An 18,361-nucleotide genomic window follows, 5' to 3' on the forward strand; every position below is an offset into this window, starting at 1 on the left:
TGGTTTGAGTTAAAGATATATGTCCCTAAAAAGTTTACTATGAAAAATCTATATGCCTAAAATCTGGATAGCTAAACCCGAAAGGAAAATCATAGCTCCGGCGATGACATGGGTATATAGGCCGATTTTTTTAAAAGGTACCAGCGAAAATCCGAAAGTACCGAGTGCGACCGTGGAAAGCATTGCCAAAAGAGTTGTAATTCCAAAAGCTGCGGTAACCATCAGCATTCCGGAAACACTGGTTTGGGCCGCAGGGTACATCACCAAGGGAATAAGAACCTCGCAAGGGCCTAACACAAATATGATAAAAAGAACCCATGGCGTTATCTTTTTACCCTCTTCCTTCTCATGAATGTGGGTGTGATCACTTGTATGCCCGTGTTCATGGGAATGCACCACACCGCAACTGTGCGCATGAACATGCGAGTGTTTGCGGTTTTTGTACACCTTTCTTAATCCCCAAATGGCATATACTAAACCAAAAGCAATCAAAGCCCAGGCTGCCAGGTTTCCTCGCGATGCTTCAATAAAATTCAGTTTTTCGAGGCCTACCCCAAAAAAAACGCCCACCATACCCAGAACCACGGAACTGAGCACATGACCTAAACCACAAATAAATGTCAACATCAATATTTTGGTGACATTCCAGTTTCGGGCCTTTCCAATCATTATAAAGGGTAGGTAATGATCGGGTCCTAAAATAGTATGTATAAATCCTGCCGAAACAGCCGTTGTTGTCAATAATTGTAAATCTGCTGTCATGTATTCATTTTTTTAAAATATCAGATGTCAATCTCCACAATAGTAATGCCACTTCCGCCATGTTGAATATGTTCGTCCCTAAAACTTTTTACATGAGGCATGGTATTCAACATTTCCCTGAGCATTTGTCTTAGGATACCATTCCCTTTACCATGAAGGACTTTGACTGTACCTACTTCACACATTACGGCTTCGTCAATATGATTGGTAACCACCTGGATGGCTTCCTCGGTACGTTGTCCTCTCACATCAATATCAGGCTTAAAGGTAAGCTTTCTTTTTCTAACTTGCTCAGCCACGTTAGCACCCAAACTAGGCTGGTTCAGAGAGCGCATGGCTTGTTTAACTTCCTTGTTGCTAATTTTCTCCAAACGAGTAATTTTCACATTGGTCATTAAATGCCCGAATGCCACCAAAGCGTTCTTGCCTGTTATTTCCATTACTTCGCCAGGTAGCGATTGGCCTTCGAGCCTTACCTTATCACCTTTTCGGATAATACCGTCGTCTTTCACCCTTGGTTTGGCACCCCCCTTTTTAACCGATGTTTTGGAGTCGGATTGCCCCTTGTTTTCATCACCGCTGTCATGTTTCTCACCTTTACGTTTTTGGCGGTTTTTGATGCGTTCTATCTCTCGTTCAATTTTGTGCTTCTGTTGGTCATCCTGATTTTCCAGCTTTTCTTTAAAATCGGTTAGTGATTCGCGGGCCTTTTTGGTACGTTCTTTTTCCGCCTGGCTTTCTTTTATTTCCCTTATGGTGCGCTCAATGCGTTTATTGGCGGTAGCCATCAATTCTTCCGCCTCGAGACGCGCTTTTTCCAGTATGTGATTGCGTTCTTTTTTACTTTGCTCTAACTGGGTCAGATATTTTTCGTAAACATCCTCCAACTGTTTGTCTTTGCGGCGAATATTATCCCGTTTTTGTTCCCAGTATCTTTTGTCTCGGGCAATTTCGCGCAGGTGTTTGTCAAAATTGATATGATCCTCACCGATTTGTTCCTTGGCACTGTCCAGCAGGTCTTCCGGCAAGCCTATCTTTCGAGCTATCTCAAACGCAAAAGAACTACCCGGCTGACCAATCAACAGCTTAAACAAGGGTCTTATTTGACCTGTATCAAACTGCATGGCACCGTTCTCGATCCCATCAACACCTGAAGCATAATGTTTTAGGTTGGTATAGTGCGTGGTGATGACTCCGTTGAGCTGCATGGCATTAAACTGCTTCAACACGGATTCGGCAATGGCTCCACCCAAAGCAGGTTCTGTTCCCGTACCAAACTCATCGATGAGGATAAGCGTCTCGGGCGTACCGTGTTTTAGGAAATACTTCATATTCAGCAGGTGCGAACTGTAGGTACTCAAGTCATTTTCGATAGACTGTTGGTCACCTATGTCGATGAAAATATGCTGGTAGATACCCATGGTACTGCGTTGGTCCATGGGAACCAATAGTCCACATTGAAACATATATTGAAGCAAGCCAACGGTTTGAAGGCATACGGACTTACCCCCTGCATTTGGCCCTGAAATCAATACGATTCGTTGTTCCTTATTTAATTGTATGGTCAAAGGAACCACCTCTTTGCCTTCGGCCGAGTGTTGCAAATAAAGCAGGGGATGCGTGGCATCTTCCCAATCTACCTCAGGATGCGTGACCATTTTGGGCAAACAGGCATTTATTTGCAAGGCGAACTTGGCTTTGGCCCTGATAAAGTCCATGATGCCTAAAAACTCGTACGAGAAAATCAGGTCCTCGAGATACGGCCTAATGCTATCCGAAAAAGCAACCAGAATCCTATTAATCTCTCTTCTTTCTGCATATTCCAGTTCCCTAATCTCGTTATTGATTTCAACAATCTCCGTAGGTTCAATAAAAGATGTTTTTCCCGTTGCCGATTCGTCATGAATAATACCGTTCAGCTTACGCTTGTTTCCGGCAGGAACAGGGATTACCGCCCGTCCGTCGCGAATGGCTACATTGGTGTCGGCTTCCACCAATCCTTCTTTGCGGGCATGATTTAAAATGGCGGCCATCTTACGGGATACACTGCCTTGTTTTTTAATCATCTCGTTTCGAATACGGGCCAGCTCGGGTGAAGCGTTGTCTTTTATCTTCCCAAACTTATTTAAGATAGCATCAATGCGCTCAAAAACAAATGGGTACACCATCACTTTGGAAGCTATCTCGCGAAGATGGGGGTATGTATTTTGTTCTTCTTTGTTTTTAAAAAAACGTACAATGTCTTTCACCGACAGAAGGGAACGTCGAAGATCAAAAAGTTCCCTTTCCTCCAGAAACAGTCCTTCAACTTTAATTCTGTTTAACGGTCCCCTTACATCAATATAATAACTGGTTGGGAAAGACTCCTCCACACAAATTTTCTTAAACTCGTTAGTTTGATTAACCCATCTGGACACCACATCATGCAATGTTACATAACGCATCTCGTCGACACGTTCCTTTCCCATCGAACTTAAACATTGTTCCTTAATCAGTTCCCTTACCCGGTTGAATCGGATTTTTTCTTCAAAAAACGCTGGATATATCAATTGTAATTCTTTATTATAGTATAATCAAATCTGATTCAGGATTCAACATCACCGGTTTGCATGAATATATCATCCTAAAACAGCGCAAAAATAGTAAAATAATATGGCTATTTTAATTCATCAGATGAGTATAAACAAACATACATACTCATCCGATAAAATACATTAGCTTTTGTGTTTCTTCACCTGTTTAACCATTTTGGCAAATTTTTTTCCTTTTCTTCTTTTTTCCGCTTCACTTTCCGAATAATGCTCTGATTCCCGTTTCATCCTAAGATAGTTTTTATAGCTTTCTTCACTAAGCACTCCTGTCTCAACCGCATTAAGTACCGCACAGCCTTTTTCATTCTTGTGTGTGCAATCGGTAAACTTGCAGTTGACAGCCAGTTCCGTAATGCCGGCAAAACTTTGATTAAGGCCATCCTCAACGCTGGTAAGCCCTACCTCCCGCATGCCGGGATTGTCGATTAAAACACCTCCATCCTTTAAAACAATTAGTTGACGGTGCGTAGTAGTATGTTTTCCCCTATCTATCGATTCACTTATTCCCATGGTTTTCATCAGTTCGTTCTGGTAAAGGTAATTGATGATGGTTGACTTACCCACTCCCGAAGACCCTAAAAAGCAATAAGTTTTACCACGATTTAAAAGTCTCTTCAAATCCATTAAGCCAGAATTGTTCACACAGTTGGTGGTATGAAGCTGAACATTCGGAATTCGTGTTTTAATCTGTTTTTTATAATCCTGCAATACATCTTTATCTATTAAATCAGTTTTATTTAAAATCAAAACAGGTTCAATATTAGCATTGTAACAAATGGTTAAGTACCTTTCAAACCGATTGATATTAAAATCCCGGTTTACCGCTTCAACAATAAAGGCATAGTCAATATTTGTGGCAATAATTTGCTCATCGCTCTTTGTTCCGACCGATTGTCGTTTAAGTATATTCCGTCGTGGTAAAACTTCATGAATTAAAGATTTGCCTTCGTCGTATGGGGAGATGGAAACCCAGTCGCCAACCGCAGGCAAGTCCGTTCTGCTTTGCACGGAAAAACGTAGGTTACCTATTATTTCGGCTTCAAATTCTCCGGTTACGCTTTTTACGATATATCTTTCTCTGTGCTCGGAAATCACTCTTGCCAATTCCAAATCGTTATTTATGGTATAGTTTAGAGTTTGATGATAACCTAAATCTAAAAGAATATTGTTTGCTGACATTTTAATTTTTATTGGAGACACAAAATACCTCATGAAAACTTGACTTATTAAAGGTATGATGTGGTTATTAAATGATATTAACTAACACTGAAAGACAGGTGCACAATAGCACTCAATAAATATATTGATGTGGTTATACGACTAGTCACCTGCCGGTTACACCGAATACAGGTACTGAACAAAGGAGATATGTAATGAAGTAATTTTCATAAGATACAAAGTTAGTGTTATTCCGGGTAAAACAAAAAATGAAAAACAAATAAGACTAAAATTAGTATCCAATACAGTAAATTCCTTAACTTGAATCGAAATTAAAGTATTAGTTTATGTTTACCCCGGATCCACAGAAAGTACTTATTGTTGAAGATTCCATGACCAATATTCTTGCATTAAAAGATGCTTTAAACGAATATAATTGTGTGGCAGCTACTTCCGGTAACCAGGCATTAGAATTAGCCAGGTCGCACAAACAACCCGATTTGATACTGTTGGATATAATTATCCAGGGCATGAATGGATACGAGGTTTGCGAAAGGCTTAAAAGTGATGCAAAAACCAAAGAAATTCCGGTTGTTTTTTTAACTGCCCAGAGCGACCCGGAAAGTCTGGTGAAGGGATTTAAGGTAGGTGCGGTCGATTTTATTAGCAAGCCGTTTCATATTGATGAACTAAAAGCAAGAGTTGCCAACCAGCTGAAGTTCAAGAAATCCATGGACAACAACATCATCTACTTGAAATCTATTGAGGAAATATACGACACCATTACGGACAGCATGTATTATGCGCAACAAATACAACATGCCACCTTGCCTCACAAGGAACATTTACAAAGGGTTCTGGAAGAGTATTTTATTCTCTACAAACCAAGGGATATTGTTAGCGGTGACTTTTATTTGGTTCACCAGATAAAAAACAAAAAACTACTTGTTGCTGCAGACTGCACAGGTCATGGCGTGCCGGGTGCATTAATGAGTATGATGTGCATGGCATTGATCAATGAAATAATAAATGTAGAAAAAGTTATCAAGCCCAGTGAGATTTTAAACAAATTACGATCTGTCATTATTCAAACTTTTAGCAGAGAGGGAGATACTGACATCTCAGATGGATTGGATGCCTCAATTGTATTAATTGATCCGGAAACGAATACCATGGAATATGCAGGCGCCAATTCCCCTATCTATCTGGTAAGAAGCGGAGTATTAGTTGACTTTAAGGGAGACCGCATGCCGGTTGGTATTTATCCTTCACAAACACCATTTTCCAACCATACAATAAAGTTGAAAGAGGGAGACTGTTTATATATGTTCTCGGATGGATATGCCGATCAATTTGGTGGTGATGCCAACAGGAAAATGATGTTGGGAGCCTTTAAGGATTTACTGACTTATAATAGCCAATGGAATATGGCAGAACAAAACGAACGATTAGACAAACACTTTATAGAATGGATGGGACACAACGAACAGGTGGATGATGTTTTGTTATTGGGATATCGCTTCAAAAAGTAAATCACCCCAAAAATATTGTTAGATATATTCACTTTGTGCTGCCAAATCTAATTCTGCACAAAAAGAGGCGAACCCGGGAAGGATCCGCCTCTCAAAATTATCAATTTAAATAAGTGTTAACCGTTCTTTTTAACATTAGCCTGCGCAGCAGCCACCCTGGCAATTGGCACCCTGAAAGGGGAACAAGAAACGTAATCTAAGCCCACGGAATCGCAGAACTCTACCGAACTTGGCTCACCTCCATGTTCACCACAAATACCTACCTTAAGATCCGGTTTGGTGGAGCGACCTCTTTCGGTTCCCATCTGAACCAGTTGTCCGACTCCTTCTTGATCCAAAATTTGGAATGGATCATTCTTCAGAATACCCTTTTCAATATAAATAGGCAAGAATTTATTGGCATCGTCGCGGGAATAACCAAACGCCATTTGCGTTAAGTCATTGGTTCCGAACGAGAAAAACTCGGCAAACTCGGCAACTTTGTCAGCTGTTAATGCCGCACGGGGAATCTCTATCATGGTACCTACCATATATTCCACTTTGTCGCCTCTTTCCGTAAAAATAAGTTCGGCCGTCATATGGATAATATGGGCTTGCATTTTAAGTTCTTCCACCGTACCAATTAATGGAACCATAATTTCAGGTTTGGTGATGATACCTTTGGCTTTCAGATTCAAGGCAGCTTCAATGATTGCACGTGCTTGCATTTCCGTGATCTCCGGATAGGTGTTTCCCAAACGACAACCACGGTGTCCCAGCATCGGGTTAAATTCAGAAAGATCAGAAACTTTATTTTTAACATCTGCCAGGCTGATACCCATTTCCTTAGCCATTTCTTGTTGTGCCAATTCAGTATGCGGCACAAACTCGTGCAACGGTGGGTCCAACAAACGAATGGTAACGCCATATCCTTGCATAGCTTCCAAAATTCCCTCAAAGTCGCCCCTTTGGTATGGAAGTAATTTTGCCAACGCAGCCCTGCGCCCCTCTTCATCTGAAGATAAAATCATTTCCCTTACCGTTTTAATTCTCTCTCCTTCAAAGAACATATGCTCGGTTCTGCACAAACCAATACCTTTAGCACCAAATTCACGGGCCACAATAGCATCCTTAGGAGTATCGGCATTTGTTCGCACGGTCATACGGGTGTATTTGGTTGCAAAGTCCATGATCGAAGCAAAGTCTCCGTCCAATTCAGGCTGACGTGTTTTCACTCTTCCTTCATATACTTTACCGGTAGAACCGTTCAACGAAATCCAATCACCTTCTCTATATAAATGACCATCAATACGTAAAACACGTTCTCTGTAATCAATCTTTAATGCTCCGGCACCAGAAACACAGCACTTGCCCATTCCTCGTGCTACCACAGCAGCATGGGATGTCATTCCACCGCGTGCGGTCAAAATCCCCTTGGCCACCAACATTCCCTCTAAATCTTCAGGAGATGTTTCAATACGTACCAATATCGTTTCAGGATATTTTGTGGCTTCATCGGCAAAGAAAATTATTTGACCGGAAGCAGCACCTGGAGAAGCAGGTAGTCCTTTGGCCAACTCATTAGCGGAAACAATGGCATCCATGTCAAATACCGGGTGAAGTAATTCATCCAGTTTGTTGGCTTCTATTCTCATTAATGCCATTTTATCGTCAATGATTTTTTCCCGATATAGGTCCATGGCTATCTTAACCATAGCTGCACCTGTACGTTTACCATTACGTGTTTGCAATAACCACAGTTTGCCGTCCTGAACAGTAAACTCAAGGTCCTGCATGTCTTTATAATGCTTTTCCAACTTTTCCTGAACGGCATTTAATTCCTTATATACTTGTGGCATGGCTTCTTCCAACGAAGGATACATGTCGGCACGATCTTCTTCGGTAACGCCCTGAAGTTCGGCCCATCGTAAAGAACCTTCCTTGGTAATTTGTTGCGGAGTTCGGATACCTGCAACCACATCCTCACCCTGAGCATTAATTAAATATTCACCGTTAAATATGTTTTCTCCTGTTCCGGCATCACGGGTAAATGCCACACCTGTTGCCGAATTATCGCCCATATTACCAAATACCATGGCCTGAACGTTTACTGCTGTTCCCCATTCGTCAGGAATTCCTTCCATCCGGCGATATAATATTGCTCTGTCGTTGTTCCAGCTATCGAACACGGCCATGACGGCACCCCAAAGCTGTTCCCATGCACTTTCAGGGAAATCGTGTCCGGTTTGTTCTTTAACGGCAGATTTAAATAATTTTACCAACTCTTTTAAATCGTCTACATCAAGATCGGTATCCAAATCCACTCCCTTTTGTTCTTTCACTTCTTCCATGATTCGCTCAAAAGGATCAATTTCTTCCTTCGACTCAGGTTTCATCCCCAATACCACATCACCATACATTTGCACAAATCGACGGTACGAATCCCATGCAAATCGTTCGTTACCTGATTTTAAAGCGATGCCGGCTACCGAATCATCATTCAATCCTAAATTAAGTACTGTATCCATCATGCCCGGCATAGAAGCTCTGGCTCCTGAACGAACGGAAACCAATAGAGGGTTTGTTCTGTCTCCAAAAGAAGTTTCGGTTAAGGATTCAATATTTTTTATGGCAGTTTCAACATCTGATTTTAACAGATCAACAACCGCATCCTTGCCTAACGCATTGTATTCGATACAAACATCTGTTGTAATGGTGAACCCTGGAGGCACAGGCACACCAATCAGATTCATTTCAGCCAGGTTGGCTCCTTTACCTCCAAGGAGGTTTTTCATGTCAGCCTTTCCTTCTGCTTGTCCGTTACCGAAGGTATAAACTCTTTTTACAGCCATAATTAAGGAATTTTTTTTTAGTTATAAATTTGAATTTGGGATAATTCATTTACTGTGCTAATAAAGAAAACGATTTTTTTCGAGAATAAAAATGCATTCAATCAATTCATGCTTATAAACAGGTTGTAACATTGAATTGTATAGCTATTCTCAAATCAAACCAAATTAATGTATGACATTGACATTTAGATACATTACAGAATCCGAACAAAAAATACAAGTCTTCGAATATAAGTTGATATTGTTTAAAATCGACTGCATATAATCGTTAACTATATCGGTGACCAAAGCAAATTGCACTCTATATGCTTTGCTATAATAGTCACTTTAATCAATTATCGGCAAATTCAACTGAAAAATCGGGACAAGCTAGCTTATATTAAGAAGCCTTTTGGTGCATTGTTAAACAATATAACAATCGGCATTAAGTGATGTTAATGGCCACAAAAAAAGGTGCCTTACGCACCTTTCTTTTATCTACTTACCTGGCATTACACCTGATATTGCTTTGTGAATTCTTTGGATTTCATTAAGTAATCAACATATTGGGCCCTTTTGTAAGCATAAGGTTCCTTCAGGTTGTTCTTTGAAAGTTTACCTTTAAAATCATCTATTTTCTCATAACCTTTATTTTTCATCCAAACAGTCAGGTCTTCGAGTATAGTAGTAACCTGAACCAGTCCGTTTTTATAAATGGTGCTCACAATTTGTGCGGCATCAGCACCGGCCAACAATACCGAAATTAAATCGTCTGCATCATGAATTCCGTTATTGGCACAGATGGATCCTTTTACATTTCCATAAAGAAGTCCGGCATATCTTAAGGCAAGTCTGTTGTCATTCTTGCTACTTAAGTTATAAGGCATTTTAAGTTCTTCAGTTTCAGTATCAATATCCGGTTGAAAAAGTCTGTTAAAAAGCACAAATGCATCTGCCTTTGCTTCATCAAAATTACGAATAACATGTAGCGCATTGGAATAATATGGGCTAAGCTTAACACTAACCGGAATTTTTAAAGCCTTTTTCACTTTTGTGAGAACTTCCAGTTGTTCTTTTTCTATTTTGGCAGAGTCCTTTTGGTTTTCTGAGATGGTATGATAAAAATTCAGTTCCAGCCCTGCGATTCCGGTTTCTTCAAGATACTTGGCATACTCTACCCAACTTACATCGTAAAGACAGTTTAAGCTTGCAAATACAGGTATGGATACTGCATCCACCACGTCTTTTACAGCCATCAAGTGAGCCTTTGGTCCGCTGTGCTCTATTTGCGGGAACAGAGACGTCATCTCAGCATTTCGTTCGTCGTATTCGTGCAAGTCTTCGTCAAGTTCGGCAGCCTCTAAATGGATTTGTTCTTCGAAGAGCGATTTGAAAACAATGGCAGCAGCACCAGCTTCCTCTAATTTTTTGGCCATGTTAATATTGTTTACCAAATTGCTTGCTCCTACGATGATGGGATTTTTGAGCTCAATACCCATGTAAGTTGTTTTTAAATCCATGATTTGTTTGTTAAGGGGTTAATATCATGCTTTAAACAGCCTAGCGATAAAAATGTTTAAAGCATCATTCATGTATTCTTCGGATGATTAATATGTTTAAAATAGTCATCAGAAAAATATTGTTACCTTGTTATGTTTCGTGGTAATCTGATCATCTGAACAAAAAACATCGAAATTAGGGACATAGCAGCACCTGCCCAAAAAGGGATTCTTGAATCCAGCATCCATAATGCTCCGCCAGCTGCGGGGATTACAACTGCCGAAAGATGATTAACGGTAAACCCAACTGCCATGGACGGTGCAATATCTTCGCGAACACCTATCCTATGGAAAATAAGTGTTTACGGCCATGGCGGCACCAAAGAATATATGATCGAGCACGTACAGGATGACCACAACCGTTTTGTCTCGCACAAAAGCATACGAAATAAAAATATCTGTTAACGAAAAATATTCCGCCGAAAGAACGATTCTTTCTCCAAACCTATTGATAGCCTTTGCAAATTAGCGGAGCGGAAAAGTAGGTGATCATATTATTGACCACGAAAAGAACTGCAATAGTCTCAACTTTGAATTTAAATTTCTCGACCAACATAAAAACGGCAAAGGCAACAAAAATCTGGCGTCTGGCCCCACTTAAAAAATTAAGCAAGTAATAAAGCCAGTATATTCGTTTAACCCGGATTATGTATTGGAGGTTCTTCATGAGCATTGCAAGTACAATAAAACAAGGCATTACTGAAACGAGGCATAACTTGTCCCGATTACTTTCGGGAGCACCGTTCTGGTGAGTTGAAGTGATGCAACGAAGTGTCTTGTTTTAAAGTAATTTCAATGGGTAATAGAATTTCTAATGCATATGGCGGGTTTAACCACCATCTTTTTGTTTTGCGGGGGAGGAATTTTGCTGATGGGATTGCGCGTTAAAGCATATACTCCGCACAGTATTATCATTACACCAAAAATTATAAAGATGCTCGATTACTCCAAATGTTTACTAACCATCCATATAATCCCGCCTACGATAATATTGGTAGTGCACCAACGCTCTTTATTCTGCCCATAACAACAGGAACTTGCTTTTGGGAGAAATGTTGAAGCGTAAGACTTTTATTTACCGTTTTGGAATAATGGAAACCCAAGGACATGATAAGCGTTGTAAACACCAGACCTCCAAAAGATGGGAACAAGCCCGTAAAGCCGACCCCAACACCCATTACCAGTACAGATAATGCTGCCAACCGGTGTTCTTTGACAAGCAATAAAAGGTACACCACTAACGAGGCCAGAAAACCCGAAATTTCCCTAACGGACTGAACAATACCTATTTGAAACCCAGCAATACCAATTTCATCTACCGCATAATTGTTGAACACGGTTCTCCATGCTTGCAAACCAGCAATCATAGTTATGCACAGAAGCAGTAGAAAGCTGTACATTGGATTTTTCTTTAATACCAAATGCATGAAAAATTTAATTATTTGAAAAAAAATAGCATTTTTACAATCTAACGTAACATGTTAGCGATAAAAGTAGTTAAAGAATTGTTGTGATTATATTTGTTTAAGGACATCCACAAGCCTACGTTTCTTGAACAGGGATGAGACGCGTTGTATAAAGTATGGAATTTATAGATGAGAGTTAGAAAAATTCTGATTGGCAAAGAGACTTTTACAATTGCCCTAATTATAGGTTTGCTGCTTATATTGGGTTCTCCTTTGCTTGCCCAATCGGAGTATGGAGAATTTGAAAATATAACTAAAAAAGAGGGCTTGTTGCACCTGAATATCACTTCCCTGTTCAAAGATAGCAAAGGTTTTATTTGGGTCGGCTCTGTGGACGGCTTAATGCGTTATGACGGAGTTCACTTTGATCTTTTCAGAAAAGGTAAGCGAGACAGTTCCGCAATAAGCGACAATGCAATTACCTTTATCACGGAAGATATCAATGATTATATCTTTTGGGTTGGAACGTTATGGGGTGGCATTAACCGGGTTGATATAATCAAAAATGACTACGTGCATTTTCCCATTGGTTCGGATAATAAGGGAATACCCATCCGAATCAGTTGTATTCATCAAATAAGCAAAGATGTTTTTTTGGTGGGAACTTACTTAAACGGATTGTACTTTTTTAATCCTTCAACGGGTAAATTTACTCCTACCGGATATGTTTCGGATCGTACATATATTTATGATATTATTAAAGGATCGGAGTCTTTATGGGTGCTCAGTGCCAAAGGACTGGTCTGCGTGGATAAGTCTGATGGAAGATATCAGGATATCCTGGATTTTAAATTTGATCATGAAGGAAATTTACTGGCCGAAAGCGGAGCTGATTATTCAAGGATTAGGGGATTACTGGAAGAACCAGATGGATTTCTGGTGTTCACCATGGCCAACGGTTTATATAAGTATAATTTAACAACCAGAAAAATAGAACGACAGTTTTTAGTAGATAAAGGAATTGTTTTATTGGATATCGAAAAGGATAGGAAAGGTAATTATTGGATTTCTTCCATTAAGGATGGACTCCTTTACCATGATGTTGAACGAAAGATAGTAAAGAACTACCGGGCAGATCAGAAAGACGGAGACAATAGATTGATATCTAACCAGATAAAAGATCTTCTCTACATAAACGATCAGGATGTGTTGTTCGTGGCTACCCGGAAAGGAATATCAAAGTTTGATTATCACCAGAATAGCTATAAGAAATTTAACGTAAATAGGCTGTCTAAAGGGAAAACAAGCGAAGTCGCATTGCTTTTTAAGGACTCACAGGGAACTTATTGGATAAGTTCCCAAAGCGGCAAAATCTATAAAAAGACCAAAAACGATGTTGGTTTTGCGTCTTTTGATCACCCTTATGCTTTCTATCCGTACCAATTCCTTCAAACTGACCCCGAGAATGTATGGTTAGTAAGTAACATTGGATTGTACAATTATAATCTACAAACGGAAAAACACGATTTAATCCGTTTTAAACAATGTGGTGTCATGGAGAATAGGATTAACCATCTGAATGCCGCACTTCAAGATGAAAGCGAAAACATCTGGTTATTAGGACAAAATGGTCTGGTTTTATTTAATACCAGAACACATGCTTATCAGTTTTTCAACCATGACTTTAGACAGGAAAATAACGGTTTTGTCAAGTTTGTTTCTCTGCATTACTCTATCGATAAGAAATATTTGTGGTTTGCGGAACGGGCAGGGACCCTGTATAAATTTAATCTGGAGACCAAGATGGTGGAAAAAGTAGTTCCCGAATACAACAAAAACACCCAACTGAAGCCCAGGCTGATTGTTGATTTGGAGATAGATGAAAAAGGGCGATTTTGGATAGCCACTTATGGAGCCGGATTATTGCTTTACGATCCGGTTACAAATAAGGTGTCGGACGAATTAGCCTTTGGAGAGCTGGAGAGTTATGTGTATAGTATTGTTTACGATAAGGCAGGGTCTATGTGGGTAAGCTCCAATTTTGGTGTCAGTAAAATAAATATCGATGATTTTACCTGGAAAACTTACGATCTGGAGGCCGGAAATCTTTCTCATGAATTTAATCAGCGTACTTGTTATATGGGCCAGGATGGAGCCATATTGTTCGGGGGGCAGGATGGTTTTGTGGAATTTGACCGTAACAACACCTATCAAAACAACTATAAAGCTCCCCCGGTTATTAGTGCCTGGAGCAAGAAAAATATCTCATCCATATTTATGTCAGATATTTATGACGAGGTATTATACATCAACGATACGGTAGTCAAATATAATCATTCAGATTCCAGGGAGATCAAATTTTACCCATCTGTTTTGAATTACTCTCATAGTCGGGATAATCGAATTTCATGGATGCTGGAAGGTTATGATGAAAATTGGATAGAAAGTTATTCTTCGTATCCAATCATGTTCAATAACCTTAAACCGGGAAGCTATACGCTCCATGTCAAAGGAATCAACAATGATGGTGTTAAAAGCCCAAAAGATGCCCAATTAAAGATAGTCGTAATTCCAGCGTTCTATCAAACCCTTGGATTTAAAATCTTGATCGCCCTTGCCGTTGCATTGATCATATATTTTATATTCAGGGTTCGAATAAAATGGTATGTCAACCAAAAGAAAGTTTTGGTACACATGGTGAATGAAAAAACCAAGGAAATATCCAAAGCCAATAAAGAGCTGAAAAATACCAAAGAAGAGATACTCAAGCAAAATGAAGAGCTTAACGTCCATCGTAATTATCTCGAAGATTTAGTAAAAATAAGAACCAAAGACCTGGAAAAAGCCAAATCGGAGGCAGAAGAGTCCGACAGGCTCAAGACCGCTTTTCTGGCTAACCTTTCCCATGAGATTAGAACACCGATGAACGCTATCATCGGATTCTCCAGCTTAATTAAATTGGATGATTTTCCTGATGGTCAGAAAAAAGAATTGATCCATCACATTGGCCAAAGTAGCGAAACCCTGCTGACCTTAATTGACGATATTATTGATATTTCGCGAATAGAGACAGGAAACGTTAAATTGACCAATCAGATAGTCAATGTGCCCGTCTTAATTGCAGAGACCATGAAAGAATTGAGTTTTGAGGATAGATCGTCTGATGTTACGTTCCACGAGAACTGTGAGTTGGTTGGCGATGATGAAAATGTTTATTCCGACAAACAACGCTTAAAGCAAGTTTTAAGCAATTTAATCAGGAATGCTTTTAAGTTTACCAAAATCGGACATGTAAAATTGGTGGTTAAAAAGGTTGACTCCAACGAGCTCGAGTCCATAGGTTTTAGCGTCAGAGGAATCGGCCAGAATAATATGAAACCTATTTTGTTTCAGGTAGAAGATACAGGAGTAGGAATCGAGGGAAAAGATTTAGGGCTTATATTTCAACCATTCCAAAAAGCCGAAAGAAACAAAGAAGTTCATAAAGGTATGGGACTGGGTTTGAGTATTGTGAAAAATATTATCGTTTTATTTGGAGGGGATATTATAGTACGATCAGAGCTCGATAAAGGTACCACCTTTAGTTTTTATATAAATGCCAACCCGGTAACTAGTTCGTAAAATTTTTTAATCCAATTCTTAATTGGGTCATCCACCTCACAAGGTTCACTTAAGCATACTTTGTTATGAACTCTGTTTTTTGAGATGTATTTGCTAAGGGCAATCGGAAAAACATCAGTGATAGATTTCTAATACATATGGCGGGCAGAATTGACATTGATGCACTCGTATACAATCTTCCAACAAGGATAAAACAATCTGTTTAATGTTTTCGGGTTTACGCCAAAGATGATCTTCTACTTATATTATATGACACCAATGATACTGCTTAGGCGTTCTGAATGATTTATTACATTTAGGACAGGTGCACATTTCTTATCACTTTACCCTAAGGTTAAACCCGGATTATGTATTGGAGGTTCGTCATGAGCATGGCAAGTACAATAAAACAAGGCATTATTGAAACGAGGCATAGCATCGTTCTGGTGAGTTGAAGTGATGCAACGAAGTGTCTTGTTTTAAAGTAATTTCAATGTGTAATAGAATTTCTAATGCATATAGCGGGTTAAAACAATTTCTGCAACTAGGCTGAGTTACTTTCCCGCCCTTCTATTCACGAAACTATACAGAACCAGTGAAACACCTATAATGATCATCCCCATTATGGGGATGAATTCTGGTTCTTCGCCAGGAATGACAATCCAACTTAATATAGCACCAAAAATAGGTATGATAAATTTCCAAATGTTCAGATCCGACACCAGCACATTGGGGCGTTGAAGCAACATAAACCAGATGGTGAAAGCGGCTGCAGATAAAAAACTAAGCCAGCCCAGAGACAAAAAGTAGGCGGTTGGCATATCGAAACCTGAAAAGGGCTCAAATAACAATGAAAATAAAAATAACACCAAACCACCAATGCTCATTTGCCAGGCACTTAATACGGTTGATGATATTTTCCCTTTTTGTTTAGCCACAAAGACATTTCCTATGCCTGATGAGATATTAGCTAAAACAAGTATGCCCATTCCCAAAATTTGTTGCAAACCATTCTTGCTGCCCCATCCTTTATGATATGCAATTAAAACAATGCCCCCAATTCCAAATGATATGGCAAGCAGTTTTTGAAATGAAATTTTATCGTTCTTTTGCATAACAGACGATACAAGGGCCGCAAATAGTGGTTGCGAACCAATAAGGATGGCAGCAATAGCACCGGGAACCAAACTAACACCCCAATAAAACAAACCGTAAAGTATAATAGTCTGAAATAACGAGACCCTAACGATTTGCCAAAAGTTAGTTTGAATAGCAGACAAAAACACTTTACTGTTTTTGGTAAGCGGAATGATTAATATCCCCGCCAAAAAGAATCTGATACCCGCAAACTGTAATGGTGTAGTGTATTGCAATCCGATTTTTATGCCCGCAAAGGCTGTTGACCAAAGTAAACATGCTATTATGGCCAGAAAGTAAGTGTGAGCTATAAGTTTTTTCATAAAGAATAATATGGTGCCAAGAATATTATATATGTGAGAAAAATGGTAAAGTTGATATAAACAGATCCGAATAAAAAGGTTCTAACGATATAACCACTTTACCAACTTGCGAACTTTGTTAATCCTTCAATTTCGGAAAGCCCAATAGAATGGCTAATATGGAGATAAGCCCCATCAAATAAGGATAAAACAGAAATTGCATGATCTCAAAAGGGGAAACACTGGCCCCTGCCAGTCCGATAACTGCTAATATTTGAGCACCGTATGGCAGTACGCCTTGCATAAAGCACGAAAAGGTATCTAAAATACTGGCCGATCTGCGCGGCTTTATTCCATATTCCGCAGAAATATCTTTGGCAAGTGGTCCCACCATTAAAATAGTAATCGTGTTGTTGGCAGTAAAAACATTGACTATTGAAGTCAACAGGGCAAGGCTAAATTCAGCACCCCGTTTCGATCTGGTGTTCTTACCGATCAGCCTGATAATGTAGTCGATACCACCATTATACCTGATTATTTCCACCATTCCACCCACCAGTATGGAAATAATAATAATCTCCGACATACCATCAATTCCGTTACCAATTGAATTAACCATACCCCAGGTATCAAAACTACCTATAGACAAACCAATTATCATAGCCAAAACTGAGCCAACCACTAACACCAGAAACACATTCATGCCAGCTAAAGCAGCTACAAGCACAAACAGGTAAGGTGTTATTTTTAACCATTGGTGCGCTATATCAAGGTTAATAGGCGGAGTACTTTGCTGTTTGTTTATCAGAAGGTAAATGACAAATGTAACAACAGCAGCGGGAAAAACAATTATAAAATTCACCCTAAACTTATCTTTCATTTTGCAACCTTGCGTTCTGGCGGCTGCAATGGTAGTGTCAGATATAAATGATAAGTTGTCACCAAACATGGCCCCTCCAATAACTGCTCCCAGCGCCAAACCGGGTTGAATACCGGTTTGTTCTGCAATACCCAGGGCAACGGGAGTAAGAGCTACCACGGTTCCTAGGGAAGTTCCTACCGATAAAGAAATAAAACAACCAATTACAAATATACCGGCTATTAAAATGTTGGCAGGAAGAAGGCTTAAACCAATGTTAACCGTTGCATCCACCGCACCCATTGTTTTAGCCAAATTAGCAAACACCCCGGCCAAAATAAATATCAGGCACATCATCATAATTCCAGCGTTGCCCATGCCTTTCAAATAGGTCTCGGTTCTGTCCTTGAACTTCCTTTTTGTGTTCATGGCCAAAGCAACCACCGAGGCTGCTAAAAATGACACGGGAACCGGCATCTTATAAAAATCACCGGAAATAACAGATGAAACCAGGTAGAGAATTAAAAATACAACAATTGGGAATAGGGATAATATAGGATGTTTTAGTGTTTTGATATCCATTATTTTTTTTTGCAAAGAAAGTTAATTAGAATGAGTTGGAAAAACCTGAGAAAAAAATACATA

The 18,361-nt window shown here is 39.5% G+C and carries 11 protein-coding genes; 3 read left to right on the forward strand and 8 right to left on the reverse strand.

Features of this window, described 5'->3' with window-relative positions; genetic code table 11:
- Window positions 1-48: 48 nt before the first annotated feature.
- From ACT29I_RS04625 to rsgA, 3 genes are all read right to left on the reverse strand, one after another.
- On the reverse strand, window positions 49-762 hold the full coding sequence (locus ACT29I_RS04625) for a sulfite exporter TauE/SafE family protein (RefSeq protein WP_444792770.1): 714 nt from the start codon (window positions 760-762) through the stop codon (window positions 49-51).
- A 20-nt stretch (window positions 763-782) separates the two neighbouring features.
- Complete coding sequence (locus tag ACT29I_RS04630) at window positions 783-3,311, reverse strand: endonuclease MutS2 (protein WP_444792771.1); 2,529 nt, start codon at window positions 3,309-3,311, stop codon at window positions 783-785.
- Between the two features lie 165 nt (window positions 3,312-3,476).
- Window positions 3,477-4,532, reverse strand: coding sequence for a ribosome small subunit-dependent GTPase A (gene rsgA / locus ACT29I_RS04635; RefSeq protein WP_444792772.1), 1,056 nt, complete (start codon window positions 4,530-4,532; stop codon window positions 3,477-3,479).
- A gap of 326 nt (window positions 4,533-4,858) precedes the next feature.
- Here rsgA and ACT29I_RS04640 point away from each other — a divergent pair, with 326 nt between their 5' ends.
- Complete coding sequence (locus tag ACT29I_RS04640) at window positions 4,859-6,043, forward strand: response regulator (protein ID WP_430931621.1); 1,185 nt, start codon at window positions 4,859-4,861, stop codon at window positions 6,041-6,043.
- A gap of 116 nt (window positions 6,044-6,159) precedes the next feature.
- Here ACT29I_RS04640 and ppdK read toward each other — a convergent pair whose 3' ends face one another.
- Window positions 6,160-8,874: a pyruvate, phosphate dikinase gene (ppdK, locus tag ACT29I_RS04645; RefSeq protein ID WP_430931622.1), complete on the reverse strand. Its 2,715-nt coding sequence runs from the start codon at window positions 8,872-8,874 to the stop codon at window positions 6,160-6,162.
- A gap of 491 nt (window positions 8,875-9,365) precedes the next feature.
- Entirely contained in the window at window positions 9,366-10,373 is a 1,008-nt protein-coding gene (locus ACT29I_RS04650; protein ID WP_430931623.1) for a dihydroorotate dehydrogenase-like protein, read from the reverse strand.
- Window positions 10,374-10,664: 291 nt separating this feature from the next.
- Here ACT29I_RS04650 and ACT29I_RS04655 point away from each other — a divergent pair, with 291 nt between their 5' ends.
- Window positions 10,665-10,817: a hypothetical protein gene (locus ACT29I_RS04655; protein WP_444792773.1), complete on the forward strand. Its 153-nt coding sequence runs from the start codon at window positions 10,665-10,667 to the stop codon at window positions 10,815-10,817.
- Between the two features lie 575 nt (window positions 10,818-11,392).
- Here ACT29I_RS04655 and ACT29I_RS04660 read toward each other — a convergent pair.
- Window positions 11,393-11,812, reverse strand: a complete 420-nt coding sequence (locus tag ACT29I_RS04660) for a hypothetical protein (RefSeq protein WP_444792774.1) — start codon at window positions 11,810-11,812, stop codon at window positions 11,393-11,395.
- Between the two features lie 195 nt (window positions 11,813-12,007).
- On the opposite strand from ACT29I_RS04660, the gene ACT29I_RS04665 reads away from it, so the two are divergent.
- The gene (locus ACT29I_RS04665) at window positions 12,008-15,439 is read left to right on the forward strand and encodes an ATP-binding protein (RefSeq protein WP_444792775.1); all 3,432 of its coding nucleotides are present in this window, start codon (window positions 12,008-12,010) and stop codon (window positions 15,437-15,439) included.
- A 533-nt stretch (window positions 15,440-15,972) separates the two neighbouring features.
- Here the strand turns inward: ACT29I_RS04665 and ACT29I_RS04670 are convergent.
- The gene (locus tag ACT29I_RS04670; protein ID WP_430931627.1) at window positions 15,973-16,878 is read right to left on the reverse strand and encodes a DMT family transporter; all 906 of its coding nucleotides are present in this window, start codon (window positions 16,876-16,878) and stop codon (window positions 15,973-15,975) included.
- A gap of 118 nt (window positions 16,879-16,996) precedes the next feature.
- The gene (locus ACT29I_RS04675; RefSeq protein WP_430931628.1) at window positions 16,997-18,313 is read right to left on the reverse strand and encodes a Na+/H+ antiporter NhaC family protein; all 1,317 of its coding nucleotides are present in this window, start codon (window positions 18,311-18,313) and stop codon (window positions 16,997-16,999) included.
- Window positions 18,314-18,361: the final 48 nt, after the last annotated feature.

Origin of the sequence: Saccharicrinis sp. GN24d3 (genome assembly GCF_052400645.1) — a bacterium.
Classification (GTDB): domain Bacteria; phylum Bacteroidota; class Bacteroidia; order Bacteroidales; family Marinilabiliaceae; genus Saccharicrinis.